Genomic DNA, 25,665 nt, shown 5'->3' with positions numbered 1-25,665 from the left:
GAACATGCCGATCGATTCATCAAAATTCTTCGACTCCATTCGCATCAAGCCGACCAAGGTGAGTGCGAAGCGCCAGGCGCAGGCCGGCGAGCAGGCCGTGACCTGCGAGTGGGCGGGTTGCCAGAACAAGGGCGCGCATCGCGCCCCGAAAGGCCGCGAGAATTCGCGCGAGTATTGGCACTTCTGTCTCGACCACGTCCGTGAATACAACCAGTCCTACAATTTCTTCCAGGGCATGAATCCTGACGACGTTGCGCGCTACCAGAAGGACGCGCTGACCGGCCACCGTCCGACCTGGAAGATGGGTGCCAACAACGGCAAGAAGGGCGAGAGCGGTCTCGATGCTGCCGCCGATCCGTTCCACGTGTTCTCCGAGCTCAACGGCCGCGGCCGCTGGCGCCCCGGACCGGGCGGCGCGGAGCCCAAGCCCGAGACCCGCAAAATCATGAACGCCGAGCGCAAGGCGCTGCAGGTGATGGGGTTAGGGGCCGAGGCGACGCTCGAAGACGTCAAGTCGAAGTACAAGGCGCTGGTCAAGCAGCACCATCCCGACGCAAATGGCGGCGACCGCTCGACCGAGGATCGCCTGATCGAGATCATCAAGGCGTACAATTATCTGAAGACCGTGGTGCGCGAGGCCTGAGCTCTCTCGTCCTCGTCGCCCCTGCGAACGCAGGGGCCCATAACCACCGGCAATTCTTGCGTTTACGAGATGTCTAACCCGTCGCCCGATTGATGGGCCGCGGCGTATGGGTCCCTGCTTCCGTGCGCAATTGCGCACTAGGCAGGGACGACAGCGGAGTTTGTGGCTTCCCCGTCGTCCAACGGTGCGGTCTTGTAGCCCGGATGAAGCGAAGCGTAATCCGGGACTCCTCCATCCGCGATCGTACCGTTCCCGGATTTCGCTGCGCTTCATCCGGGCTACGGCTCGCGGCCAGCTCTCAGCCCTTCGGCATCGCCCCGACATAGGATGAGCTCGGCCGGATCAGCCTTCCGGTGCGCCGCTGCTCCAGGGCGTGCGCGGTCCAGCCGGCGGCGCGGGCCACCGCGAAGATCGGCGTGAACGCCTGCCGCGGGATTTCCAGCCCATCGAGCAGGATCGCGGTGAAGAACTCGACATTGGTCTCGAGCGGGCGCTCCGGATTCTTCTTCCGCAGCGCCTCGCGGATATAGGCCTCGACCTCGGCGGCAAATGGCAGGTCGGCACCACTGGCCTCGAGGCGCTCGATCGCGACCTTCAGCACGTCGGCGCGCGGGTCGCGCACGCGATAGACGCGGTGACCAAACCCCATCAGCCGTTCGCCGTGCGCCAGCGCGCCGTCAACCCAGGGCTTGATGCGCTCGCGCGTCCCGATCGCGTCCAGCATTTCGAGCACCGGCTCCGGCGCGCCGCCATGCAGCGGGCCGGTCAGCGCGCAATAGCCGCCGGTGATCGCCGCGAATAGATCGGCCTGGGTGGACGCGATCACCCGCGTGGTGAAGGTCGACGCATTCATGCCGTGGTCGCAGACCGTGACGAGATAGGCGTCGAGTGCGGCGACCTCGCGCGGTTCGGTCTTGCGGTTCAGCAGCATCCGCAGCGTGTCGGCGGCGTGGCCGGCGTTGGGGTCCGGCGCGATCGGGTCATGTCCCCCGGCGCGCTGGACCAGGGCGCCGGCGATCACCGGGAAGGCGCCGACGATGGTCGCCTCGTGCTCCAGTCCGTTCTCGCCGCGGAGGCCGGCGATCGCGGCCCTGAAGCCGTCGACGATCGACATGCCGCGCGTCGCCGGCAGCAGATCCGGCAGCCGGGCGAAGGCGCGTTCGCGGGCGGCGCCGAGGCTGGCGCGGACGTTGGCTTCACTCAGCGCCTTGCCGGTGGCGCCGTTCCACAGCCGCGCCGTGACGCCCTCGAAGCTCGACTTGTCCGCGAGGTCGGCGACGTGCTCGCCGGCGATGATCAACTCGCCGCGCTCGCCGTCGACATGGCTCAACACGGTCTCGGCGGCGGGAACGCCGTCCAGACCGATCTGGCTCTTGGTGAGATGCATATTCATGGCCTGATCTCCTTGCTTCACCCCTTCAAGGTCAGGCCTCTCGACGAGTTGATCAATCTTGATTATATAAATCAATATGAAAAAATCCGCCGAGCTTTACCTCTCCGCCCGGGAGGCCGCGGCCGAGCTCGCGATCTCGCCGGCGACCCTCTACGCCTATGTCAGCCGCGGGCTGATCCGGTCCGAGCCGTCGCCGGATTCGCGCAGCCACCGCTACCGCGCCGAGGACATCAGGGGGTTGAAGGAGCGCCGCGTGCCGTCGCCGGAGCCGCGCGGCTTCCGTAATTTCGACGCCGACCTGCCGGTGATGGATTCGGCGATCGCGACCATTACCGAGCAGGGGCCGATCTATCGCGGCGTCAACTGCGTCGATCTCGCCGAGCGCGACACGCTGGAGCACACCGCGACGCTGCTGTGGGACGTCACCGGCGTCGATCCGTTCGCGCCGGACAATTGTCCGCAGGTCTCGGACGAAATGCGCGCCATCGCTGAGGCCGCGCGCCGCGCCCAGCCGATCGACCGGACGGTCGCCGTGCTGGCACTGGCGGCAAGTGCCGATCCCGGCGCCTTCACGCGCGCGCCGGATGGCCGCGCGATGGTCGGCGGCCGCATCTTGCGGCTGCTGGTCGCGACCATGCTGAATGCTGTGCCATCGAACGAGCCGCTGCACGAGCAGGTGGCGCGGGTCTGGACGCCTGACAACAAGCACGCGCCCGACCTGATCCGCCGCGCGCTGGTGCTGCTCGCCGATCATGAATTGAACGCGTCGACCTTCACCGCACGCTGCGCGGCATCGACCGGGCTCAATCTGTACGACGCCGTGATCGCGGGTCTCGTCGCGCTGAAGGGACCGATGCATGGCGGTGCCGGCGTGCTCGCCTCGCGCCTCGTCAAGACGATGCTCGACAACGACGTTGCGCCGGTGGTTCGCGAGCGCGTTGCGCTTGGCGAGCGGTTCGCCGGCTTCGGGCACGGCGTCTACAAGAAGGGCGATCCGCGCGCGATCTCGCTGCTCGAGGCGCTGACGCGGGCCGGCGCGCCGCGCAAATTCACCAGGGAAGTCCCGGAGCGGATCGCGGAGGCGACCGGCGAGTTCGTCAACATCGACTACGCGCTGGCGGTGCTGGTGCATGCGCTGCGGATGCCGGCGGGCAGCGAGCTGGCGCTGTTTGCGATGGCCCGCAGCGTCGGCTGGATCGCACATGCCAGCGAGCAGCTTCAGCTCGGCAAGTTGATCAGGCCGCGTGCCCGCTATGTCGGCCCGGCACCCGGGCGTGGCGGGACTACCAACAGCATCTAGCTATTTCGCCGGCTTGGCCGGTTCGATCAGGCTGCCGCCATGGCGGCGACGGATGGTCCAGACGGCCAGCGCCAGGATCACGGCGCCGCCCGCGACCGCAAACATCCAGAGATGCTTGCCGACATGGCCATGATGCGGCAGGCCGGCATAGTCGTGCAGCGCGGTGACGGCGAGCACGCCGGGCAGCACATGCGCCGGCGCCCAGAGCAGGATCGCGGGAATGTTGACCGCGTAGAAGCGCGCCGGCGGCATGTCGAGCGCGCCGGCGGTGATCGGCACGAAGGCGCGGATCGGCGGCACGAAGCGGGCGAAGAACACCGCGAGCACGCCCCAGCGATTGAAGAACGCCTCGCTCTGCGCCACCACGCGCGGATAGTTGGAGAGCGGCCAGGCCGACAGGATCTCACGCTGGCTGCGGTGGCCGATCAGATAGGCGGTGCCGTCGCCGAGCATCGCGCCGGCGGCCGCCGCGGCGAGCACCGGGAGCAGCTTCAGTTCCCCGCCCGGCACCAGCGCGCTCAGCGCCAGGATGATGGTCGAACCCGGCACCAGCGAACCGATCACCGGAACCGCTTCCAGCAGGGCGGCCAGAAACAGTGTCAGATAGGCAAGCCAGGCATGGGCCGAAACGAACGCGATGAACGGGTCGAGGAATGAAGTCACAAAATTCCCATGCAGCGGTGATATGGGCTTGAGAGCTAACAACTCTCTGCCGGGGTGAAAAGTGCCTCGGAAAGCCAGCGCGCCCACGCGCTGCGGCAAAAGTACGGCGTGATTCGCAGGGCAGCCTTTCAAAAACCGGCGTCCGGACCTATCTTCATGATAGGACAACGGAACTTTGATTGGCCCGCGGGCTTCTGCCGGCCGTTGCTCTCTGCTAGGCTTGTGCCTAGCACCCCATCCGCAGCCAAACGATCAATCTGGTTTCGGGAATGCCCGTGACCTCGGAGGATGAATGACGACCGCCGTCCAGACCAAAACACAAGAACCCGTCGTCGGCTTGCCCGACATGAAGGTGTCGGTCCGGCAGGTCTTCGGGATCGATAGCGATCTGGAAGTTCCCGCCTATTCGGAAGTCGATCCGCATGTGCCGGAAACCGATCCGGACTATCGCTTCGATCGCGCGACCACGCTCGCGATCCTCGCTGGCTTTGCCAAGAATCGCCGCGTGATGGTCACCGGCTATCACGGCACCGGCAAGTCGACCCACATCGAGCAGGTTGCGGCCCGCCTCAACTGGCCCTGCGTGCGCGTCAACCTCGACAGCCATATCAGCCGTATCGATCTCGTCGGCAAGGATGCCATCGTGGTGAAGGACGGGAAGCAGGTCACCGAATTCCGCGACGGTATCCTGCCCTGGGCGCTGCAGCACAATATCGCGCTGGTGTTCGACGAATACGACGCCGGCCGCCCGGACGTGATGTTCGTGATTCAGCGCGTGCTGGAAGTCTCCGGCCGCCTGACGCTGCTCGACCAGAACAAGGTGATCAAGCCGCATGCGGCGTTCCGCCTGTTCTCGACCGCCAACACGGTTGGGCTCGGCGACACCTCGGGCCTCTATCACGGCACCCAGCAGATCAACCAGGGCCAGATGGACCGCTGGTCGATCGTCACCACGCTGAACTACCTCGCCCATGACGAGGAAGTGGAGATCGTGCTGGCCAAGGCGCGCCACTACCGCACGCAGGAAGGCCGCGACATCGTCAACAAGATGGTGCGGCTTGCGGACCTCACCCGCAACGCCTTCGCCAACGGCGACCTGTCGACGGTGATGAGCCCGCGCACGGTGATCACCTGGGCCGAGAACTCGGACATCTTCAACGACATCGGCTTTGCGTTCCGCGTCACCTTCCTCAACAAGTGTGACGAGTTGGAGCGGCCGCTGGTCGCCGAGTTCTACCAGCGCTGCTTCAACGTCGAGCTGCCGGAATCCTCGGTCAACGTGGCGCTCAGCTAGTCCATGCCGAAAATCTCCGTCGAGCGCACAGTCACCCAGACGAAGAAAGCGGTGCTCGGCGGATTGCTCCACTACAACAACGAGAAGATGGGGAAGCAGAAGTACAAGCGCTTCGCCATCTCGCTGCGGCAAGGCGACGAGATTGTCGGCGGCATCGTCGGCGAGGTCTGGACCGCGGTGTTGTTCATCCAGTTGTTCTGGATGGAGCAGAAGTTTCGCAACAAGGGTTTTGGTGCGAAGCTGATCAAGGCGATCGAGGACGAGGCGCGGCGCTTCGGAGCGACGCGATCCTATCTGGATACGATGAGCTTCCAGGCGCCGGGCTTCTACCGCGCCAACGGATATAAAGAGTTCGGTTCGATTGAGGGGTATCCCGGCGGCGTAACGCGCCATTGGTTTACGAAATCGCTATGACAACCTCCAACATCAAATTCCGTCCCGGATCCAAGGAAGCGCCGACCGAGCCGTTCAAGCGCTCGGTGTCGGCGTGCCTGAAGGCGATCGCCAAGAAGCCGGAGCTCGAAGTCTCCTTCGCCGCCGAGCGCCCCGGGCTCGCGCCCGGCAAGGCGCGGCTGCCGGAGCCGGCGCGCAAGATGACCAAGCGCGATGCGGCGATCGTGCGCGGCCACGCCGATTCGATCGCGCTCAAGATCGCCTGTCACGATCCCAAGGTGCATCGCAAGCTGATGCCGGGCAATCCGCAGGCGCGCGGCGTGTTCGAGGCGGTCGAGCAGGCGCGCGTCGAGGCGATCGGCTCGCGGCGGATGGCGGGCGTTGCGAAGAACCTCACCGCGATGCTCGACGATCATTTTCACCGCGGCAAGTATGACGAGATCACCGATCGCGCCGACGCGCCGCTGTCGGATGCGCTGGCGATGCTGGTGCGCGAACGTCTCACCGGCATGGCTCCGCCCGCGGCCGCCAAGAAGATGGTCGATCTCTGGCGTCCGACCCTGGAGGACAAGATCGGCTCGCGGCTCGACAAGCTCAGCCGTTTCACCGAGGACCAGGCGAGGTTCGGCGACCTCGTCCATGATCTGCTGTCGGCGCTCGATCTCGGCGACGACCGCAACATGGATTCCGACGATGACGACGATCAGGACGAGAACCAGGACGGCGAGAGCGATCAGTCCGGCGCCGAGGGCTCGCCCGACTCCGATGCCGCGCAGGAGATGAGCGCCGACCAGGCGCAGACGTCCGCGGAAGAGATGAGCGAAAGCGCGATGGAGAGCGCGCAGGCCTCCACGTCGGACACGTTCGACGACGGCGAGCTCGGCGACGACGAGACGCCGGGCGAGGCGACGCGGCCGAATGCGCGCGGCCAGAACGAGCCGCGCGGTCCGGAATATCACGCCTTCGCGCCGAAGTTCGACGAGGTGATCGCCGCCGAGGACCTCTGCGATCACGACGAGCTCGAGCGTCTGCGCTCCTATCTCGACAAGCAGCTCGCGCATCTGCAGGGCATCGTGGCGCGGCTCGCCAACCGCCTGCAACGGCGCTTGATGGCGCAGCAGAATCGCGCCTGGGATTTCGATCTCGAGGAGGGCATCCTCGATCCGGCGCGGCTGTCGCGTGTCGTCACCGACCCCTATCATCCGCTGTCCTTCATGCATGAGAAGGAGGCGACCTTCCGCGACACCGTGGTGACGCTGCTGCTCGACAATTCAGGTTCGATGCGCGGCCGTCCGATCACGGTTGCCGCGACCTGCGCCGACATCCTGGCGCGAACGCTGGAGCGTTGCGGCGTCAAGGTCGAGATCTTGGGCTTCACCACCCGCGCCTGGAAGGGCGGGCAGTCGCGCGAGTCGTGGCTTGCCGCCGGCAAGCCGGCCAATCCGGGCCGCCTCAACGATCTCAGGCACATCATCTACAAGTCGGCCGACGCACCCTGGCGCCGCGCGCGAAAAAATCTCGGGCTGATGATGCGCGAGGGCCTGCTCAAGGAGAACATCGACGGCGAGGCGCTCGACTGGGCGCACAAGCGCCTGCTCGCGCGTCCCGAGCAGCGCCGCATCCTGATGATGATCTCCGACGGCGCGCCGGTCGACGACTCCACGCTGTCGGTCAATCCCGGCAATTATCTCGAGCGGCATCTGCGTCACATCATCGACGAGATCGAAACCCGCTCGCCGGTCGAGCTGATCGCGATCGGTATCGGTCACGACGTGACGCGCTACTATCGCCGTGCCGTGACCATCGTGGACGCCGAAGAGCTCGGCGGCGCCATCACCGAAAAGCTCGCCGAGCTGTTCAGCGAGACTCACGGCTCGGCGCCCGCGCCGGGCATCCGGCGCCGCCTCCACTCGTGAGACATGCGCTCACCCCCTAGCCGCCGCCGTTTCCTCCAGGGTATGGCGGCGGGGCTGTCGGCCGCCGCATTGCCGCGTCTTGCGCAGGCGCAGAGCGCGACCCAGCCGCCGGCAACGCCGAGGCCGGCTGCGAGGCCGAGCCCCTACCGGATCAACGAACCGGTTTCGATCGACGTCAACGCACGGCCGCTGCCGTCGTTCGACAACCGCGATCGCGCGCGCACGCGGTTCGGCGCGCTGGAGTATCGCAGCGGGCTGATCCTGACCTCGTCGTTCTCCGGCTTCGGCGGCCTCTCCGCGCTGCGGCTCGATCCCAAGGGCGAACGCTTCATCGCGGTCAGCGATCAGGGCAGCTGGTTCACCGGTCGCATCGTCTATCGTGGCCGGGAGATGGTCGGGCTCGACGACGTCGAGGCGGCGCCGCTGCTCGGCGCCGACGGCAGGCCGATCACCGTGACCCGTGGCTGGTATGATTCGGAATCGCTCGCGCTCGACGGTTCGTTCGCCTATGTCGGGCTCGAGCGGGTCAACCAGGTGCTGCGCTTCGATTTCGCCAAGGGCTTTACCCGCGCGCGCGGCGAGGTGGTGCCGCTGCCGGCGGCGGCCCGCAAACTTCCGAACAACAAGGGGCTGGAGGGCCTCGTCTTCGTGCCCAAGGCCACGGGCCAGCCGCTTGCCGGCACGCTGATCGCGTTCTCGGAACGCGGGCTCGATGCGAACGGCAACCTGATTGCCTTCCTGGTCGGCGGCAAGACGCCGGGCCAGTTCAGCGTCCGCCGCACCGAGAATTTCGACATCAGCGACGCGGTCCTGCTGCCGTCGGGCGGCCTGTTGATCCTGGAGCGGAAATTCTCCTGGTTCGGCGGCGTCGGCATCCGCATCCGCCGTCTCGCGCTGTCCGATATCGCGCCCGGCGCCGTGGTCGATGGCCCCGCGATCTTCAATGCCGATCTCGGCAATGAGATCGACAATATGGAAGGCATCGACGCCCATGTCACGGAGGAGGGCGAGACCGTGCTGACCATGGTCTCCGATGACAATTTCTCCCTGATCCAGCGCAATCTGCTGCTGCAGTTCACGCTGGTGGACTGAGGCGCCGGCCCGAGGGACGCCGTCAGGACATTGCTGATCTGCGCCCCGGCCTGCGCGGCCTTCCGGACGGTTGGTGATCGGCCGCAGTGCCTCTATCTTAACCGGGCCCCCTCCCCGATCCCGGATATCCGCCGCATGAGCACCTTGTTTTCCCCGATCGAACTGCGCGACCTGAAACTCTCCAATCGCATCATGGTCTCGCCGATGTGCCAGTATTCGGCCATCGACGGCTCCGCCAACGACTGGCACTTCACCCACATCAACATGCTGGCCCTCTCGGGCGCGGCGATGTTCTGCATCGAGGCCACCCATGTCGAGGATATCGGGCGGATCACGCCGGGTTGCCTCGGTCTTTACAACGATGCCAACGAGGCGGCGCTGAAGCCGATCCTGGCCTCGGTGCGCAAGCATTCGAAAGCGGCGGTCGCCATGCAACTCGCTCATGCCGGCCGCAAGGCGTCGAGCCAACGCCCCTGGGAGGGCGGGCAGTTGATTCCGATTGCCGAAGGCGGCTGGCAGACGGTCGGACCATCCGACGTCCCGCACAAGGAAGGCGAGGCCGCGCCGGTGGCGCTCGACGACGCCGGCCTGAAGCGCATCCGCGAGGCCTTTGTCGCGTCGGCAAAGCGCGCCGACCGGCTCGGCATCGATGCGCTCGAGCTGCACGGGGCGCACGGCTATCTGCTGCACCAGTTCCTGTCGCCGATCGCCAACAAGCGGACCGACCGCTATGGCGGCTCGCTCGAAAACCGCATGCGCTTCCCATTGGAAGTGTTCGACGCCGTGCGCGCCGTATTCCCGGATCGCAAGCCGATCGGCATGCGGGTGTCGGCGACCGATTGGGTCGAGGGCGCCTGGGACCTTGCGCAGACCATCGAGTTTGCCAAGGAGCTGAAGAAGCGCGGCGTTGACTGGATGGATGTCTCGTCCGGCGGTGTCTCACCGTTGCAGAAAATCCCGCTTGGGCCGGGATACCAGGTGCCGGCGGCGCTGGCGGTCAAGGAGGCGACCGGCGTCACCACGATGGCGGTCGGCCTGATCACGGAAGCGAAGCAGGCGGAGGAGATCGTCTCGTCCGGCAAGGCCGACATGGTCGCGCTCGCCCGCGGCATGCTCTACGATCCGCGCTGGGGCTGGCACGCTGCCGCCGAGCTCGGCGGCGAGGTGAGCGCGCCGCCGCAATACTGGCGCTCGCAGCCCTCGACGCAGAAGGCGCTGTTCGGCAAGACCACGTTCGGGACGCGCTAGTGTCTTGCACCGACATGTAGCCCGGATGAAGCGCAGCGAAATCCGGGAAGCAAAGCGCGAAATGCGGTCAAACTGTTCCCGGATTGCGCTTCGCTTCATCCGGGCTACGGCTCTCGCTGATTTCGGCGGGCCCGAACCAGCGCGTCAGCGCGGCGTCGAGGCCCGCCAAGTCTTCGCCGTCGGCCGCCCAGGCGATGCAGGCATCCGGACGGATCAGCAGCGAAGGGCCGCCGCGTCCTGGCACGCATCGCACGAAGATGTCCCAGCGCGCCGCGATCGCCGACGCAGCTCCATCAGTCGCATCGACCAGCACGGCCCTGCCGTCCTCCATCTGATCGAACAGGGTTGTTTCCGCGTCGCCGTCGCCGAGAGCGAAATTGCCGGAGAGCCGACCGACCGATGGATGGTCGCTGCCGAGATCGTAACGGATCCTGACGCCGCTGATCATCTCGCCGAAGTAGCGGGTGCCCTCGTCGAGGCTCATCAGGTCCGCGACGATCTCGCGCAAGGCGTCCGTCATGACATCAGGCCGCATCAAGGCGACCTGGGCGCGGGTGTTGGCGAGCACCCTTGCCGCGATCGGATGCCGCTCTTCCGTGTAGCTGTCGAGCAGGCTTTCGGGCATGCGATCGCAGACAACAGCCGCAAGCTTCCAGCCGAGATTGACCGCATCGAGCAGGCCGAGATTGAGGCCTTGTCCGCCGAACGGCGAGTGCACATGCGCCGCATCGCCCGCCAAGAAAACGCGGCCCCTGCGGTAGCTGTCGGCCTGCCGCGCATTGTCGGTGAAGCGCGTCGCGGTCTTGACGGCGGTGACGCGAACGTCGGCTCCGCTGATCCGGCGCAGGGTGGTCTCGATCTCCTCGCGCGTGACCGGCGCGCTGCGATCCGCTGGCGGTCCGTCGAACTCGGCCAGGAACACCCGGCCGGGAATTGGTCAATACGCCATCATGCCGATCGGCGTTCGCCGCCAGCCGACCGGCAGAAGTCGATCCGGATGATCGAGGTCGACGATGGCCTGGTGTCCGGTGAGGGTCGGTTCCGTGCCGGGGAATGCGAAGCCCGCGCGCTTGCGCACGGCGCTGCGTCCGCCGTCGCAGCCGACGAGATATGCGCAGTGCAGCTCGCCATCGCCGGACGCGTCCCTGGTCCGCGCCACGATGCTGTCGCCATCATCCTCGAAATCGATCAGCTCGCAGCCGCGCCTGATTGTGATGCCGAGCGCGCGGGCGCGCTCGGCAAGCATGGTTTCCAGGGCTTGCTGGTTCACCCCGCGCAACCGCCGGTCCGGCTCGCGCTGACGCGTCTGGTCGATGAGGAAAATGCCCGAGAAATGACCGCCGAATTTCTTGAACGGCAGGTCGCTCCCATCGCCCGCGCCCTTCATGAGCCTGCACATGCTGTCCGCCATGCCGCGTTCGACCGCATTCATCGCGTCGCCGAGGCCGCGGCGCTCCAGTGCCTCGCCTGCCAGCGCGCCGATCGCGCCGGCCTTGATGGTCTGGTCGGGCTCGGCCAGCCGCTCGATCACGATCACGTCGGCGCCGCCCAGGGTCAGTTCGATCGCCAGCAGCAGTCCGGTCGGCCCAGCACCGACCACAACCACGTCGGTTCGTTCACGCGTCACGCCGTCACCATAAAATTATACTCAGTATAATATTTAGTATGGTACAAATTCCCGCATGTCAAATCAGGGCGGTTTGCGGGGGCGAAAAAAGGAGGCGACGCGCCAGGCGATCTCGGATGTCGCAACCGGGCTGTTCCTGGAACGCGGCTTCGACAATGTTTCGGTGGCCGAAGTCGCCGAGGCGGCCGAGGTCTCCCGGATGACGGTGTTCAATTACTTTCCGCGTAAGGAAGACCTGTTCTTCGACCGTGAAGAGGAAAGCCGCCAGATGCTGCGGGCCGCCTTTGCCGAGCGTCCGGCCGGCGAGGCGCCGATCGCGACCCTGCGCAAGCTGGTGCACAGCCTGGCGGATCGCGTGCATCCGTTCGCGAAATTCACCGACGCGACGGCGAAATTCTGGCGCACCGTCGCCGAGAGCCCGGCGCTCTCGGCGCGGGCGCGCGAGATGCGTGACGAGTTGATCGATGATCTCGCGAGCGTGCTGGCGGCAGCCGTCAAGCGCCCGCTCGCCGATGCCGATGCCCGGCTCGCCGCGTCGATGGTGGTCACGGCACTGACCGTCGCCTATGCGGAAGGGCTTCGCGAGCACAAAGCCCGCAGGTCGGCTGCATCGTCACGCGAGACCTTCCTGCGGATCATGGAGCGAAGCTTTTCCGGTATCGCGATCATGCTGAAGGATACGCCCTACGCATAAATCCGGGTCGAGCTGATGCGACAAGGCCATTGTTCTGCCGCAGCCCGGGCAGGTACTCTCGAAGCGCGTGCGAAAGACACGCATCGAACAAAGAGAGGAAACCCATGGAACTCGGATACTTCGCGATGCCGTCGCATCCGCCGGAGTGCGGATTGAAGGAGGGCCACGACTGGGACCTGCAGACGCTGCGCTGGCTCGACGAGCTCGGCTATCAGGAAGCCTGGATCGGCGAGCACCACACCGCGCCCTGGGAGCCGCATCCGTCGCCCGATCTCCTGATCGCGCAGGCGCTGCTGCAGACCAGGAACATCCGTATCGGGCCCGGCGGCTTCCTGCTGCCGTATCATCACCCGGCAGAGCTCGCCAACCGCGTCGCGATGCTCGATCACCTCTCGAACGGGCGGCTCAACTTCGGCGTCGCGGCCTCCGGCCTGCCGAGCGACTGGGCGATGTTCAACGTCGACGGCATGTCAGGACAGAACCGCGACATGACCCGCGAGGCGCTCGAGATCATCCTGAAGATGTGGACCGAGCCGGCTCCCTGGACGCACAAAGGCAAGTTCTGGACCGTGACCAAGCCGGACACGATGTTCGATTTCCTCAAACCGCACATCAAGCCGCAGCAGGCGCCGCATCCGCCGATCGGCGTCGCGGGGCTCTCCAAGAATTCGGACACGCTGAAGCTCGCCGGCGAGCGCGGCTTCATTCCGATGAGCCTCAACCTCAACCCCGCCTATGTCGGCAGCCACTGGGACTCGGTGGAGGCGGGCGCGGCCAAGACCGGCCGCACGCCGAGCCGCAAGGACTGGCGAATGGTGCGCGAGGTATTCGTCGCCGACACCGATGAAGAAGCATGGAAGCTGTCGACCGGCGACATGATGGGCCGGATGATGGGCGAGTACTTCCTGCCGCTGCTCGGCCACTTTGGTTTCAAGGATTATTTGAAAGCTTCGCCCGACGTGCCGGACAGCGATGTCACGGTCGAATATTGCGCCCGCAACAACTGGATCGTCGGCTCGCCGGCGACAGTCACCGAGAAGATCGAGAAGATCTACCAGGAGGTCGGCGGCTTCGGCGTGCTCCTGGTGTTCGGCTTCGACTACAAGCACAAGCCGGAAGCCTGGTACAATTCGCTGCGGCTGCTGAAGCAGGAGGTGCTGCCGCGGCTGAAGCATCTCGACGCCTCGGTCGGTCGCGCGGCGTAGGACGCGGGACGATGAGGAGAACGCGGGGCCGCGGCAACGCCGCCCCGCGTTTCACACCATAACTCCGGTCGAGCGATCGCCGGCGTCAGGTGGTGCCGAGCCAGAACCGCGTTTCGGTTTCCGCCCAGCCCTTGCCGATGCGGTTGCTCAGCCAGGTGTCGCTGCGCTTCAGACCCTTGTCCTTCTGGCCCTCCGGCGTGTTGCGCCAGGCCTGCCAGCGATACTGGCCGTAGATGCTGACGATGCGCGCGGCATAGGTCAGCGCCAGCTGTGAATCGCCCCTGATGATGACGAGGTTGTCGTCGTTCTTGGTGCTGGCGCGGTCGGAGAAATTGTGCGAGCCGGTCATGACCACCGGGTTCTTGCCGGCCGGATCCAGCACGATCACCTTGCTGTGCACGGCGATCATGAATTTGCCGGTGTTCTTGATCTCGTGCTCCCACCAGTCCGCGGTCTTGTCGATGCCGGCGGGCCGGATCACGTCGGCGATCTGCTTGCCCTTGAAGACCTGTTGCTGTCCGTCGCCGGCCAAGAGCTGCAGCTGATCCTTCGGACTGTCCTTGCCCTGCGCCGGGAAATTGTTGAGCACCCCGCGCACATAGAGCTTCTTGTCCTGCGCCTTCTCCAGGATCGGGCCGAGCAGGCCCTTGTTGCCGGGATTGAGCATCAGGCACACCGCGCCATGCTCGGTGTCCTCGATCATCCTGGTGGCTTCCTTGAGATCGCCGCTCCTGGTGGTGGGCGTGAACCAGACGCTGACCTTCGACTCGCCGATGGTGAAAGGCCATTCGTGATCGCCGGCCACGGCCAGCGCCTTCGGCGACTTGCTGCCGTCGGCGTAGATCGCCTTCCAATGGTCGTGATAGGCCGCCGCGACCTTGTCGTCGGCGATCTCGAGCCCGTTGTTGTTCTGGGTGCACAGCCCGGTCCGGGTCCAGTTGGTGCTGCCGGTCCAGACCACCTTCGGCTTCTGCGCGCCGTCGCAGAACACCGCGAACTTGTTGTGAGCGTAGCGGCTCGGCGCGATCTTGCGGCGGACGATGTCGACGCCGGCCTTCTTCAGCACGCCGGCGTTCTTTTCGGTGTCCTTGGCGGTGGCGTCGGACTTGCCGGTGCTGTTCCCAAGCACGACGTGCGCCTTGCCCTTCATCGCGGTCAGCGCGGCGATCAGCTCAGGGTCGTTGAGCTCGTAGAGCGCGAGATAGACGTCGCGCTTGCCCTTCCTGGCATCGGCCAACAGCGCCAGCAGGCGGGCGCCGAGCTGGCCCTTGAGGAAGTCGCGGATCTTGTTGCCCTTGGTCGAGATCGCCTTCTCCAGGGTTTGCGCCGGCTTCTTGTCCTTGCCGATCGCGCGCGACAGCCATTGCGCCGAGATCGTGCCGCGGTTGAACCACGGCTTGAGCGGGCCCGCCGGCATGGCGGAGACGTACTCGGTCCATTGCGCCGGCGCACTGTACGCGGGCTTCACCTTGGTGGCGCCGTCCTTGAGAACCGGAACGACGCCATAGCGGACCGGCGCGTCGGTCGGCGCCAGGAAATCGGTCCAGTTCGTCTTCTGCACCGGCCATTCGGTGCTCGGCCGATGTTCGCCCGGCTTGTGATCCTGCGTCTGGTCCTCGAACCCGACCCAGGTGTCGACCACGGTTGCACTTTTGCCCTGCTGCTGACGATACAGCGCAAAGCCGAGGCAGTCCGGGATCATTGCCGCGACCTCCCAGACCACGAAGATGCCGTCGGTGGTCGGGAACGCCTGAATTGTGGAAATCATGGTGATGCCTCCAAATCGCTGGTGAGAAATATCCGGTCGATATGAATGTGATGCGTCCTTGGCGCGTCCGCGCATCAACCTCGCCCGGCGATCCTTGCGTCGGATCATTCCGGGCGTCGGGCCGCTGATCTAGCAAGGAGAGTATGACAGGTAATTTACAACCGGGTCTGTCGGCAGGATCACAGATCGATCACGCCGTGCGGACCGGTTGGACTGCCGTGGGGCCCGGTCACGGCCTCCTACAGCAACCGCACCGTGACCTTCGCCTTGCCCTTATGGTCGCCATAGAACCATCCGCAGACCCAGGGGAGGCCGATGACGGCCTGGTTGACGTAGAGGAATATCTCGCCGCTGCGATCGGCGGTGAACCTCGCTCTGTAGACCTGCGGGTCGGTGTTCGACACCGGCAGGGGGTCGAGGAAGTACTCGTCGACCCCGGTTTCGCCGACCCTGGCGATCAGCCGAAACCACGGCCGGAACAGGATCCGTCGCAGGAAGATCGCGAAGTAGCCGCGCAACTGCTTTGTGCCTTCGATGGTCGAGGTGCGGTATCCGATCGGCGTCACCGCGCGGCCGGCGTCCTCCCATGGCTCCGACATCGTGATCGCGATCTCGTACTTGAACCCGGTGCGGACCTTGAGGCCGGTCGGCGCGCAGATCGCGCCGGTGTCGAAGTCGGCGGCATCCTGCGGGATGCCCTTGTCGACGGCGACCAGCTTGTCCGCGGCGGTCCCCGTGCAGAAGGCGCCCATGGAATCGAAGGCATTGAACAGGAAATGGCTGAGCAGCGTTGCGCCGAACCAGACCAGCAAGGCTGTCAGTGCAAACGGAACGACATGTCGCTTTCCGACATTGAGGACCCACTGATAGATCACACTGGTGCGGAATCGATAGATCGCATTGTGCATGAACCCGGAGAGCGGTGCCGGGCTCGCGCGGTTGCGCCAGATGATCCGCATCCGGTCGCTGATCGTTGCGCTGAGCGAACTGCCCACCGCCATCAGCGCGAAAACAGCGATGATGCCGCCGGCGAACCATTCCGGGTTGCCGGCGTACCAATCGGTCCACCAATGAAAGGAATCGGGCAGGAACGATTGAACGAAGCGCACCAGCTCCGAAATCATCCTGACAGGTGAGCTGAACTCGTGCTCCTTGTGCTGGTTGTGGAACAGCCAGAACGCCGCCAGATGGAGCGACGCCGCCAGCGTGGCGAAGTAGGCGATCCGGCGCATCCAGACGTAATTCCACAGCTTCTCCTGCGCGGCATAGCGCGCCGGTGCGCCTGTGGGCGTCTCAAACGCATTGGCGCCCAGCGGGGTGACCTGGCCGCTGCGCGAGACGACCACGTAGTTCGGCGGAAGTCCGATCGGGGCGTAGGCATTGGCGCCGCTGTCGATCCGCTCGAACACGCTCTCGTGGATCTTCGGCGTCGGCACGCTGACGCCGGCATAGGGATCGTTGCAGAGGTCGGCAACCTTGCGCGGACCGTACCGGTAATACGCGCCGAGACCCGCCCGTGAATCGTAGAGGCGGCCATCCTTGTCTTCGGAGGATTTGATCGACTTGATCGCATCGGGATCGGCAATCGGTGCGCTCTTGAATGCGAGGCCGCGCTTGACGGCCTCGTCGACCAGCCAGGCCAGCGGCACGAATGCGACGGCGTCGTCCGGATAGCCGCCGCCGACATTGGCATGCATTCCCACGAACCAGACCTGGACGAGGCGCTCGCCATCGATGCTGGCCGGCACCGCCGGTGCGGGCTGTCCCGGCTCTTGCTCGGTCCAGAGCACCGGATGAAAGGTCGTGCGCTCGTCGTCGAGCGCAAGCGCGTGTCGCGCGCACTTGACCTTCGGGCTCAGAATCCGGTTCGGCAGTTCAAGCGGCCACACCCAGTTGGAGATGCCGCGCGTCATCTCGTCGATCGGCAGGCCATAGGCCGCGACGGTATCCCAGATGCCGATGAATTCAATCGCAGGCACCGGTTTGCTGGTGATCTCCGCATAGGGTCTGTTGCCTTGCAGACGGTCCAGCACCGGCACGAGGACGTAGTCGCGCAATGCGCGGAACAGCACCTCGATGCGCCAGATCGAGTGGTAGCCCTCGGCCCGGTATGCGCGATAGGCCTTCACCGCGCCGTCGTGCAGTTCGGATTCGGTGTCCGCGACGATCAGGCCCTGATCGAGGATGAGTGCGGCGAGCGTGCGCACGGTGAATGCGCCGCGGCTGAATCCGAACAGGTAGATCTTCGAATCGTTCTCGTGGTCGTAGTTCCGGCAGATGAACTTGTAGGCGTCGAGGATATTGCGTTTGAGACCGTAACCGAAGGCGCCGCCGAGCAGAGCAAGCGGAATGAATTTCGACGTGCCGACGCCGTCGTCATACTTGGCGGCCTGCGTATTGCCCTGCAAATCGAGCGACTGGAATATCCGCCAGACATTGGTGCGCCAGACGCTGGAAGCGGCGTTGCCGGTGCCATCGGACAGAATAATGATCTTCGGACTCGGCATTGAAAGACGCTCGCTGAAACGAATGAAGCGGATGACGCAGCGTAGCAGGGACCGGATCGATTGCTACCTTTGATCGCTCTGTAATCATTCCATGCCGCGATAGGTGTGAACTGGCGCACAAAGCGTCACGTGGTCGCGGCCATGTGAGAGGTGACGGCTTTCGCGTTGCTGCGAAAAGGCCTAGCCTAATAGCGGCGCAATTCATTGATGAGGCATAGCGATGCGCAGCCACGTCAGAAAATTTGCCCATGTCCTTGAGCGCTTCGGTCTTGCTTTGGCGGGAGCTGCAAGCGGTCTGTTTGTCGCCATCCATGTCGGCTCGAGCGTCTCGGCGCTGACCTCGCAGGCGTTCCTGCTCATCATGATGCTGGGCGGCGCGATCGGCTTCTATCTCGGCATCGATACGCCGCCCAAGCTGTTCCATCCGAAGGATTCGGCCTCGATGCGCAAGATCGACGCGGCGGAGCTGCTCGGCGCGATCGGGACCTTCCTCGCGACGATGGTCGCGTTCTTCTCGGTTGGCGTCGTCGTGCTGCGCAGCGAGCCGGACATCGGCTGGACCGCGGCCATCATGGCGGGCTGGGTGCTCGGCGTTGCCATGCAGATCGTCGGCGGCACGATCGCGCGGGCGCGCGCGTGAGGCATCGAACTGGTGTTGGACGAGGCTGGTTTCCTGGCTCGGGATCGGCCGTATGGCGGGAGGGACGGTCTGAACGCAAGTCCTGTGTCGGCCGTCACCCGCTATGCCGGGACACCGCAAAGGCCGACGTCGAGCCGGGTCAGCTGCTACTCCGCCTCCCTCATCTGTTCGCGACCTTGGTGGGGTCCTTGACCGCCTTGAACGTCTCCTGCTCGACGCTGTAGAGTTCGCCGCCGACCTTCTCGACCTTGCGAATGTAGATGTCGTGGACGACCTCGCGCGTCTTCGGGTCGATCGACATCGGGCCGCGTGGGCTTTCCCAGGCCATGCCCTTCATGGCTTCGACCAACGCATCGCCATTGGTCTTGCCCCCTGTCACCTTCAGCGCCTCGTAGATCAGATGCATGCCGTCATAGGCGCTGACGCTGATGAAGTTCGGTCGAACATTCGCGTTGGCCTTGCGGAACGCCGCGACATAGTCGCGGTTCAGGTCGGATGAATGCGCGGCGGAGTAGAACCCCGCCGTGATCATGCCGATCATCGCATCGCTCATACCCGGCAGGTCCTCGTCGTCGGCGATGTCGCCGGGGCCGATCAGCTTGATCCCGCTCTTGTCGAGCCCGCGCTCGACAAACTGCTTGGCCAGGATGCCGGCCTGGCTTGTCGGCACAAAAATGAACAGGGTGTCGAGATTGTCATCCCGCGCGCGCTGCAGGAACGGCGCGAAATCGGGGTTGGCCCGCGGCACTTTCAGCGCTTCGACGATCGTTCCGCCGGCCACGGTGAAGCTCGCCGAAAATACGCCGGCGGCTTCGCGCCCGGGTGCCCAGTCGGACGCGATGGTGGTGGCCCGTTTCGATCCGTTTCGCGCCGCCCAATCCGCCAGCACGCTGGCCTGCTGCGCGTGCGTCCAGCTGGTGCGCACGAAGTAAGGCGACCGTTCGGTCACGATCGAGGTGCCCGATACCATGACAACGGTTGCCGTCTTGCTCTCATTGGCCAGCGGCGCGAGCGCCAGCACGCTCGGCGTCAGCCCGCCGCCGAGGATCGCGACCGCGTCGTTGACGATCAGCTCCTGCGCGATGCGCTTGGCGTTGTCGGGCACGCTGGCATCGTCCGGACGATCAATTCGATCTTGCGGCCGGCGACCATGTCGCCGTGTTGCGCCATGTAGAGCCGCGCCCCGGCAACCGCCTGTTTGCCGACCGGCCCCAGAACGCCGGTCAATGGCATCACCAGCCCGACCCTTACGACGTCCTGCGCCTGGGTATGTCCCGGTCGCACCTCCGCAAGCGCCAGAACAGCCCCGACCAACATGGCAAACCGGGTGCTCGACATGGCCAACCTCCCGTGAGCCCGGAAATGATGCCGGGCTATCCGCGACTATCGGCTTCGCGGCAGGGAAGTCCTGATGAAGAAGTGACAGAACGGCGAATTTCCTGCTAAATTTTCCCGATTGGTGCCGTCTGTGGGCATGGAGTGACCTCTATGGACCCGGCGACTGATTCCGTTTTGATATTTGATTCCTTTGAGCTTGATCTCGCCCGCGGCGTAGCCCGCGTGGATGGCGTCGATCTCGATCTCAGGCCGAAATCATTCGCGGTGCTCGGCTATCTCGCCGGCAATGCCGGGCGGCTGGCATCCAAGCAGGATCTGCACGAGGCGGTCTGGGGTAACGTCGCGGTTTCGGACGACTCGCTCGTCCAATGCATCCGCGAGCTGCGCCTGAAGCTGCGCGATGATGACCACCGCATCATCAAGACGGTGTCTCGCCGCGGCTATCGCCTCGACGCCAGGCCGCTGCCGCCGGCGCACGATCATGGATCGCAGAACGTCTCGCGCCGGATGTCCGCTCCCCGCGGCATTGCAGCGCGCTTGGCCGCGCTTCCCCGATGGCGGCTGATCGCCGGCCTGTCGGTGATCGTCTTCGCATCACTCGCATCCGCGCCGCCGATCGCCAACGGGATGTGGCATCCCCTGGCGGAATTGGCGCACTGGCTGGTGCCGCAGGATCACGGCATCGTGCCGGATCAGTACGTCGAGCGGATCACCGCGCTGGCCGCCGAGAAGCAGCTTCCGCTTCCAGCCTATCGCGTTCGCGCGCCGGCAAGCGACGTGCCGGACAATGTCCGTCGCTTTCTCGGCGTGTGGGTGAGCGACCAGGGATGGATCAATTCGCACCGCCAATTCATGATGATCGTCACCAATGTCGATCGGGACGGTGTTGCGACCGGCTATCTCGTGAACGGGCCGGCGATGCCGCACAGCCGCGTACCCGGACCCGGCTTTTCCGGCGGCTTCACCGGGTATGTCCTCGACGACGTCCTGCGCTATGACGGCAATACGGGACTGCATTCTGCCTCCATCACCGCGGATGGACGGATCGAGTTCAAGCTCGTCTTCCGCGAGGGAGGTACCAGTATCGTGTTCCTCGAACCGCTCTGGACCCTTGCCCACCCAGGGCACGTCGCCCGCAATCAAACTTGATCGCATCGTCCGTGATGACGGCATGTCGCCAATGCGGATCGTCGGCCGCGATCGCGTCTGCGCGCGCAGCTACGCGTCGCGCGTGACGCCCAATCCGGCCAGATGCGTGTCGACGAACTGCGCGAGCCGCTCGCGCAGCATTTCCGGCGGCACCGCGACCATGCGCTCCTCGAGGCCGAGCGAGATGATGCCGTGGACCGCGGAGAACATCATCCGCGACAGCAGCGCGATGTCGCCGGGATCGCGATCGGGCAGCAGCCGCACCAGCGGCGCATGCATCAGCGCGAACGCGTCCATCACCATCGCGAGGATGTCGTCCGGAAACGGCCGGTCGTCCTCCATCCGGTGCTCGAACAGCGAGCGCAGCAGATTGGCGTGCTCGGTGGCGAAGCCGAGATAGGCGTCGGCAAGTCCGTGCAGCTCGCGCAGCGGATCGTCGGCCGGGACCGCCTTGAGCTGCGTGGTCAGGGCGTGAACGGTCTCCCGGTTCACGGTCAGGATCAGCCCGTCGAAGTCGCCGAACTCATTATAGACACTGCCGATGGAGCAGCCGGCGGCCTCGGCGACATCGCGAACCTTGAGTGATCTCAATCCCTTAGTGGCGATTGACCGACGCGCGATCTCGATCAGCAGGGCCCGCCGCTGAAGTTTTTTTCGATCTCGTCGCGATTCTTCTTGAACAATGTTCATTTTCATACTACTACTTTGAGCGTTGCTCAAGTTGACATAGGAGGCCACTCAGATGCAGACCCTAGCACTTCAATTGACCACCACCCTTGTCGATGACGCGATCGAGCTCGTGAAGGGCTTTGGCCGCGCCGTCCTCAATCTGGCGACCGCGCCGATCGAGCGGATCGCCCGTGCCTGCGACGTCGCAGGCGTCCTGGAGCAGCGGCGCGCGGATCGGCGCGCGCCGCGCCCGGCGGCTGCGAGCGGAGGCCGCCGCAAGTCGCGCAACTGCCGATGGTCGCCGTTCCGCGGCTTGAGTGAACTGACCTGAAGCGGGCCCCGGGCAATTGTCGGCGAAACCTCAACAAAGCGCTCACCATGTCCTCTCCGAGCCCGTCCGCCGTCGATCAACCCCAGGTCTGGATAAGGTCTCGTACATCTCTGGCGGGCAATGTCGCGACGTCCCGGTGCGACCGATTTTGCGCCGGTTCGAACCGATACGTTGCGGAAAAGACTAAAGGCTGCGGCATCTCCGTCATTTTCTCCACGCTCACCATTCTCTGCCACCCGAATTCGCAGACCTGCCAGCGCCGTGCGCGCTAACCCAAGGAACCGGTCATGATCAAGGAATTGATGACGTCCCGCCGCTTCGCGCCGCTGTTCTGGTCGCAGTTTTGCTCGGCGTTGAACGACAACGTGCTGAAGAACGCGCTCGTCATCATGCTGCTGTATGGCGTCGCCAACGAGCAGGGGCCGGCGCTGGTCCAGCTTGCGGGGGCGGTGTTCATCGCTCCGTTCTTCGTGCTGTCGGCGCTCGGCGGCGAGCTCGCCGACCGCTACATCAAGTCCGTCGTCGCCCGCCGGCTGAAGTTCTTCGAGATCTTCGCCGCGGCCTTTGCCGCCGCCGGCTTCTTCACCCATTCGATTCCGCTGCTGTTCATCGCGCTGGCGCTGTTCGGCATCGTCGCCGCGCTGTTCGGCCCGGTGAAATATGCCGTTCTGCCCGACCAGCTGTCGGTGTCCGAACTCGCGACCGGCAACGCGCTGGTCGAGGGCGCAACCTTCATGGCGATCCTGATCGGCACCATCGCGGGTGGCATGTTCGTCGCCGGCGCCAGCCACATGGGCTGGATCTGTGCCGCCGTGGTCGGCCTGTCGGTGCTGTCCTGGGCGTTTGCATCGCGCATCCCGGTGACGCAGCCATCCGCGCCCGATCTGCCGATCACCAAAAATCCCTGGACCTCGACCGTGCGCCTGTTGAAGTCGCTCTATGCCGAGCCGCGGCTGTGGGACGGCATGGTGATCGTGTCCTGGTTCTGGATGGTCGGCGCGATCGTGCTGTCGCTGCTGCCTGCGCTGATCAAGGAAGGCGTCGGCGGTACCGAGGGCGTGGTCACGCTGTGCCTCGCCGTGTTCGCGATCGGCATCGCCGCCGGCTCGCTGTTCGCCGCGCAGCTGAGCCATGTCCGCCCGAATCTCGCGCTGGTGCCGATCGGCGCCATCGTGATGGGCGTGATCGGCCTCGATCTCGCCTGGGCGATCGCCACCACCTCGCTCGGCAAAGATGTCACCGCGGCTGCGTTCGCGACCTCGCTCAGTGGCTTCCGCATGCTGGCCGACTTCTTCCTGTTCGCGTTCGGCGGCGGCCTGTTCGTGGTGCCGTCATTTGCCGCCGTGCAGGCCTGGACTGCGCCGTCCGAGCGCGCCCGCATCATCGCCGCCGGCAATATCCTGCAGGCTGGCTTCATGGTTGGCGGCGCGATGTTCGTCGGCGCCCTGCAATATATCGGCCTGCCGATCGCCTGGATCTTCTTCGGCCTGGCCGTCGCGAGCTTCGGCACGGTCTGGTTCGTGCTGAGCAAGTGGGGCAAGGAGGGCGTGCGCGACTTCGGCGCGCTGCTGTTCCGGGCGCTGTTCCGCGTCGAGGTGCGTGGCATGGAGAACCTGCCGCCATCGGGCACGCGGATGCTGATCGCGCCCAACCATGTCAGCCTGGTCGACGGCCCGCTGCTGCACGCCACCTTGCCGATCGACGCGAGCTTCGCGGTCGACACCGGCATCTCCAAGGCGTGGTGGGCCAAGCCGTTCCTGAAGATGATCAAGCACTACACGATGGATCCGTCGAAGCCGCTGGCCGCGCGCGACCTGATCAAGCTGGTCGCCGCCGGCGAGCCGGTGGTGATCTTCCCGGAAGGGCGCATCACGGTCTCCGGATCGTTGATGAAGGTCTATGACGGCACCGCGATGATCGCCGACAAGGCCGATGCGGTCGTCGTTCCGGTCCGCATCGAGGGCGCGCAGCGTTCGCATCTCAGCTATCTCAAGAATGGCGAGATCAAGCGCTCCTGGTTCCCCAAGGTGACGATCTCGATCCTGCCGCCGGTGAAGTTGCCGGTCGACCAGTCGTTGAGGGGCAAGGCGCGCCGCAATGCCGCCGGCGCCGCGCTGCAGGACGTGATGATCAACGCCATGGTCCAGAACGCGATGCTCGACCACACGCTGTTCGAGGGCCTCGGCCATGCCTATCGCGACCGCGACACCGGCAAGCCGATCATCGAGGATGCGCTCGGCACCAAGCTGACCTATCGCAAGCTGATCCTCGGCGCCCAGGTGTTGAGCCGCAAGCTCGAGCAGGGCACCGCGGTCGGCGAGAATGTCGGCGTGCTGCTGCCGAACTCGGCCGGCGTCGCCGTCGTGTTCATGGCGCTGCAGACCATCGGCCGCGTGCCGGCGATGCTCAACTTCTCGGCCGGTCCGGTCAACGTGCTGGCGGCGATGAAGGCGGCGCAGGTCAAGACCGTGCTGACCTCGCAGGCCTTCATCGAGAAGGGCAAGCTCGACAAGCTGATCGCGGCGCTCGCCGGCCAGGCGCGCGTCGTCTATCTCGAGGACGTCAGGGCCGGCATCGGCCTCGCCGACAAGGTCGCGGGCTTCCGCGCCGGCATCGCGCCGCGGGTCGCCCGCAAGGCCAACGATCCCGCGGTCATCCTGTTCACCTCGGGGTCGGAAGGCACGCCGAAGGGCGTCGTGCTGTCCCATCGCAACATCCTCGCCAACGCGGCGCAGGCGCTGGCGCGGGTCGATGCCAATGCCAACGACAAGGTGTTCAATGTGCTGCCGGTGTTCCACTCGTTCGGTTTGACCGGCGGCATGATGATGCCGATCCTCGGCGGCATCCCGATCTTCATGTATCCGTCGCCGCTGCATTACCGGATCGTGCCCGAGCTAATCTACCAGACCGGCGCGACGATCCTGTTCGGAACCGACACATTCCTCACCGGCTATGCCCGCTCGGCGCATGCCTACGACTTCCGCACGCTGCGGCTCGTCATCGCCGGTGCGGAGGCGGTGAAGGAGCGCACGCGGCAGATCTACATGGAGCGCTACGGCATCCGCATCCTCGAGGGCTATGGCGTCACCGAGACCGCGCCGGTGCTGGCGATGAACACGCCGATGGCCAACCGCCAGGGCACCGTCGGCCGGATCTCGCCGCTGATGCAGTATCGCCTCGATCCGGTCCCCGGCATCGAGGAAGGCGGCCGGCTGTCGGTGAAGGGCCCGAACGTGATGCTCGGCTATCTCCGTGCCGAGAATCCCGGCGTGCTGGAGCCGCTGCCGGAAGGCTGGCACGACACCGGCGACATCGTCACGGTCGACGCGCAGGGCTTCATCGCCATCAAGGGCCGTGCCAAGCGCTTTGCCAAGATCGCCGGCGAGATGGTTTCTTTGTCGGCGGTGGAGGCGATCGCGGCTGCGATCTGGCCGCAGGCAATGTCGGTTGCGGTCACGCTGCCCGATCAGCGCAAGGGCGAACGCATCGTGCTGCTCACCACGCAGAAGGATGCCGACCGCGCCGCGATGCAGCGCCAGGCCAAGAGCGTCGGTGCCTCCGAGCTCGCGGTGCCGGCCGACATCCGCGTCGTCGACAAGGTGCCGCTGCTCGGCACCGGCAAGACCGACTATGTCGGCGCTACCGCATTGGCCAAGGAACTCGCGGTTGCGCCTGCGCCGCAGGTCGATCCTGCCAGTGAAGAGCCCGAGGCCGAGCCGGCGCCGCTCGCGCAACACGTTGCATGAGGCTTGGCATGATGGTTGTGCTTTTCGGGAGCATGTTGTCAGATAGACG

19 protein-coding genes and 2 pseudogenes are annotated in these 25,665 nt (G+C 65.4%); 13 read left to right on the top strand and 8 right to left on the bottom strand.

Annotated elements, in window-relative coordinates; genetic code table 11:
- Window positions 1-4 precede the first annotated feature (4 nt).
- Window positions 5-643 carry a J domain-containing protein gene (locus ACE10X_RS42620; protein WP_038387781.1) on the top strand — a complete coding sequence of 213 codons (639 nt, stop codon included), beginning with the start codon at window positions 5-7 and terminating at the stop codon, window positions 641-643.
- 298 nt (window positions 644-941) lie between these two features.
- On the opposite strand, the gene ACE10X_RS42615 is transcribed toward ACE10X_RS42620, so the two are convergent.
- Window positions 942-2,036, bottom strand: coding sequence for a citrate synthase/methylcitrate synthase (locus ACE10X_RS42615; protein ID WP_038387786.1), 1,095 nt, complete (start codon window positions 2,034-2,036; stop codon window positions 942-944).
- A 76-nt stretch (window positions 2,037-2,112) separates the two neighbouring features.
- On the opposite strand from ACE10X_RS42615, the gene ACE10X_RS42610 reads away from it, so the two are divergent.
- Window positions 2,113-3,336 carry a citrate synthase family protein gene (locus ACE10X_RS42610; RefSeq protein ID WP_038387782.1) on the top strand — a complete coding sequence of 408 codons (1,224 nt, stop codon included), beginning with the start codon at window positions 2,113-2,115 and terminating at the stop codon, window positions 3,334-3,336.
- Here ACE10X_RS42610 and ACE10X_RS42605 read toward each other — a convergent pair whose 3' ends face one another.
- Window positions 3,337-3,999 carry a DedA family protein gene (locus ACE10X_RS42605; protein WP_028336178.1) on the bottom strand — a complete coding sequence of 221 codons (663 nt, stop codon included), beginning with the start codon at window positions 3,997-3,999 and terminating at the stop codon, window positions 3,337-3,339. It lies immediately after the preceding gene.
- A 292-nt stretch (window positions 4,000-4,291) separates the two neighbouring features.
- Between ACE10X_RS42605 and cobS the strand changes: the two genes are divergently transcribed.
- From cobS to ACE10X_RS42580, 5 genes are all read left to right on the top strand, one after another.
- Complete coding sequence (cobS, locus tag ACE10X_RS42600) at window positions 4,292-5,293, top strand: cobaltochelatase subunit CobS (RefSeq protein WP_375763839.1); 1,002 nt, start codon at window positions 4,292-4,294, stop codon at window positions 5,291-5,293.
- A 3-nt stretch (window positions 5,294-5,296) separates the two neighbouring features.
- Window positions 5,297-5,707 (top strand): GNAT family N-acetyltransferase, encoded by a 411-nt coding sequence (locus tag ACE10X_RS42595; RefSeq protein WP_028343272.1) that lies wholly within the window; start codon window positions 5,297-5,299, stop codon window positions 5,705-5,707.
- On the top strand, window positions 5,704-7,602 hold the full coding sequence (gene cobT / locus ACE10X_RS42590) for a cobaltochelatase subunit CobT (RefSeq protein WP_304557354.1): 1,899 nt from the start codon (window positions 5,704-5,706) through the stop codon (window positions 7,600-7,602). The genes ACE10X_RS42595 and cobT overlap by 4 nt, the downstream gene beginning before the upstream one ends.
- A gap of 3 nt (window positions 7,603-7,605) precedes the next feature.
- Window positions 7,606-8,694, top strand: coding sequence for an esterase-like activity of phytase family protein (locus ACE10X_RS42585; RefSeq protein WP_038387787.1), 1,089 nt, complete (start codon window positions 7,606-7,608; stop codon window positions 8,692-8,694).
- Between the two features lie 135 nt (window positions 8,695-8,829).
- Entirely contained in the window at window positions 8,830-9,942 is a 1,113-nt protein-coding gene (locus ACE10X_RS42580; protein WP_038387788.1) for an NADH:flavin oxidoreductase/NADH oxidase, read from the top strand.
- 67 nt (window positions 9,943-10,009) lie between these two features.
- Here ACE10X_RS42580 and ACE10X_RS42575 read toward each other — a convergent pair whose 3' ends face one another.
- Both ACE10X_RS42575 and ACE10X_RS42570 read right to left on the bottom strand, forming a co-directional pair.
- Window positions 10,010-10,390: a hypothetical protein gene (locus ACE10X_RS42575; RefSeq protein ID WP_375764657.1), complete on the bottom strand. Its 381-nt coding sequence runs from the start codon at window positions 10,388-10,390 to the stop codon at window positions 10,010-10,012.
- 168 nt (window positions 10,391-10,558) lie between these two features.
- A pseudogene (locus ACE10X_RS42570) lies at window positions 10,559-11,542 on the bottom strand (FAD-dependent monooxygenase); the annotation flags it as partial.
- A gap of 82 nt (window positions 11,543-11,624) precedes the next feature.
- Between ACE10X_RS42570 and ACE10X_RS42565 the strand changes: the two are divergent.
- Entirely contained in the window at window positions 11,625-12,263 is a 639-nt protein-coding gene (locus tag ACE10X_RS42565; protein WP_038387790.1) for a TetR/AcrR family transcriptional regulator, read from the top strand.
- A 104-nt stretch (window positions 12,264-12,367) separates the two neighbouring features.
- Window positions 12,368-13,468: an LLM class flavin-dependent oxidoreductase gene (locus tag ACE10X_RS42560; RefSeq protein WP_038387791.1), complete on the top strand. Its 1,101-nt coding sequence runs from the start codon at window positions 12,368-12,370 to the stop codon at window positions 13,466-13,468.
- Between the two features lie 85 nt (window positions 13,469-13,553).
- Here the strand turns inward: ACE10X_RS42560 and ACE10X_RS42555 are convergent, their stop codons facing one another.
- Window positions 13,554-15,236, bottom strand: a complete 1,683-nt coding sequence (locus ACE10X_RS42555) for a phospholipase D-like domain-containing protein (protein WP_051003249.1) — start codon at window positions 15,234-15,236, stop codon at window positions 13,554-13,556.
- Between the two features lie 239 nt (window positions 15,237-15,475).
- Window positions 15,476-17,743 carry a DUF2235 domain-containing protein gene (locus ACE10X_RS42550; protein ID WP_038387792.1) on the bottom strand — a complete coding sequence of 756 codons (2,268 nt, stop codon included), beginning with the start codon at window positions 17,741-17,743 and terminating at the stop codon, window positions 15,476-15,478.
- A 220-nt stretch (window positions 17,744-17,963) separates the two neighbouring features.
- Between ACE10X_RS42550 and ACE10X_RS42545 the strand changes: the two genes are divergently transcribed.
- Window positions 17,964-18,383, top strand: a complete 420-nt coding sequence (locus ACE10X_RS42545; protein WP_038387793.1) for a hypothetical protein — start codon at window positions 17,964-17,966, stop codon at window positions 18,381-18,383.
- 160 nt (window positions 18,384-18,543) lie between these two features.
- Here ACE10X_RS42545 and ACE10X_RS42540 read toward each other — a convergent pair.
- Window positions 18,544-19,721: pseudogene (locus tag ACE10X_RS42540) on the bottom strand (ABC transporter substrate-binding protein).
- Between the two features lie 150 nt (window positions 19,722-19,871).
- Between ACE10X_RS42540 and ACE10X_RS42535 the strand changes: the two are divergent.
- Window positions 19,872-20,870, top strand: a complete 999-nt coding sequence (locus tag ACE10X_RS42535) for a winged helix-turn-helix domain-containing protein (RefSeq protein WP_051003250.1) — start codon at window positions 19,872-19,874, stop codon at window positions 20,868-20,870.
- 69 nt (window positions 20,871-20,939) lie between these two features.
- Here the strand turns inward: ACE10X_RS42535 and ACE10X_RS42530 are convergent, their stop codons facing one another.
- Window positions 20,940-21,560 (bottom strand): TetR/AcrR family transcriptional regulator, encoded by a 621-nt coding sequence (locus tag ACE10X_RS42530; RefSeq protein ID WP_193375446.1) that lies wholly within the window; start codon window positions 21,558-21,560, stop codon window positions 20,940-20,942.
- Window positions 21,561-21,612: 52 nt separating this feature from the next.
- Here ACE10X_RS42530 and ACE10X_RS42525 point away from each other — a divergent pair, with 52 nt between their 5' ends.
- Window positions 21,613-21,870, top strand: coding sequence for a hypothetical protein (locus ACE10X_RS42525; protein WP_038387795.1), 258 nt, complete (start codon window positions 21,613-21,615; stop codon window positions 21,868-21,870).
- Between the two features lie 287 nt (window positions 21,871-22,157).
- Window positions 22,158-25,616, top strand: coding sequence for an acyl-[ACP]--phospholipid O-acyltransferase (locus ACE10X_RS42520; RefSeq protein WP_038387796.1), 3,459 nt, complete (start codon window positions 22,158-22,160; stop codon window positions 25,614-25,616).
- The last annotated feature ends 49 nt before the right edge of the window (window positions 25,617-25,665 follow it).

The sequence above is a fragment of the Bradyrhizobium sp. Pha-3 genome (genome assembly GCF_042258325.1).
In the GTDB taxonomy this organism is placed as follows: domain Bacteria; phylum Pseudomonadota; class Alphaproteobacteria; order Rhizobiales; family Xanthobacteraceae; genus Bradyrhizobium; species Bradyrhizobium elkanii.
Note: the sequence above shows the minus strand (reverse complement) of the source record. Positions and strands in the feature narration are given on the sequence as shown.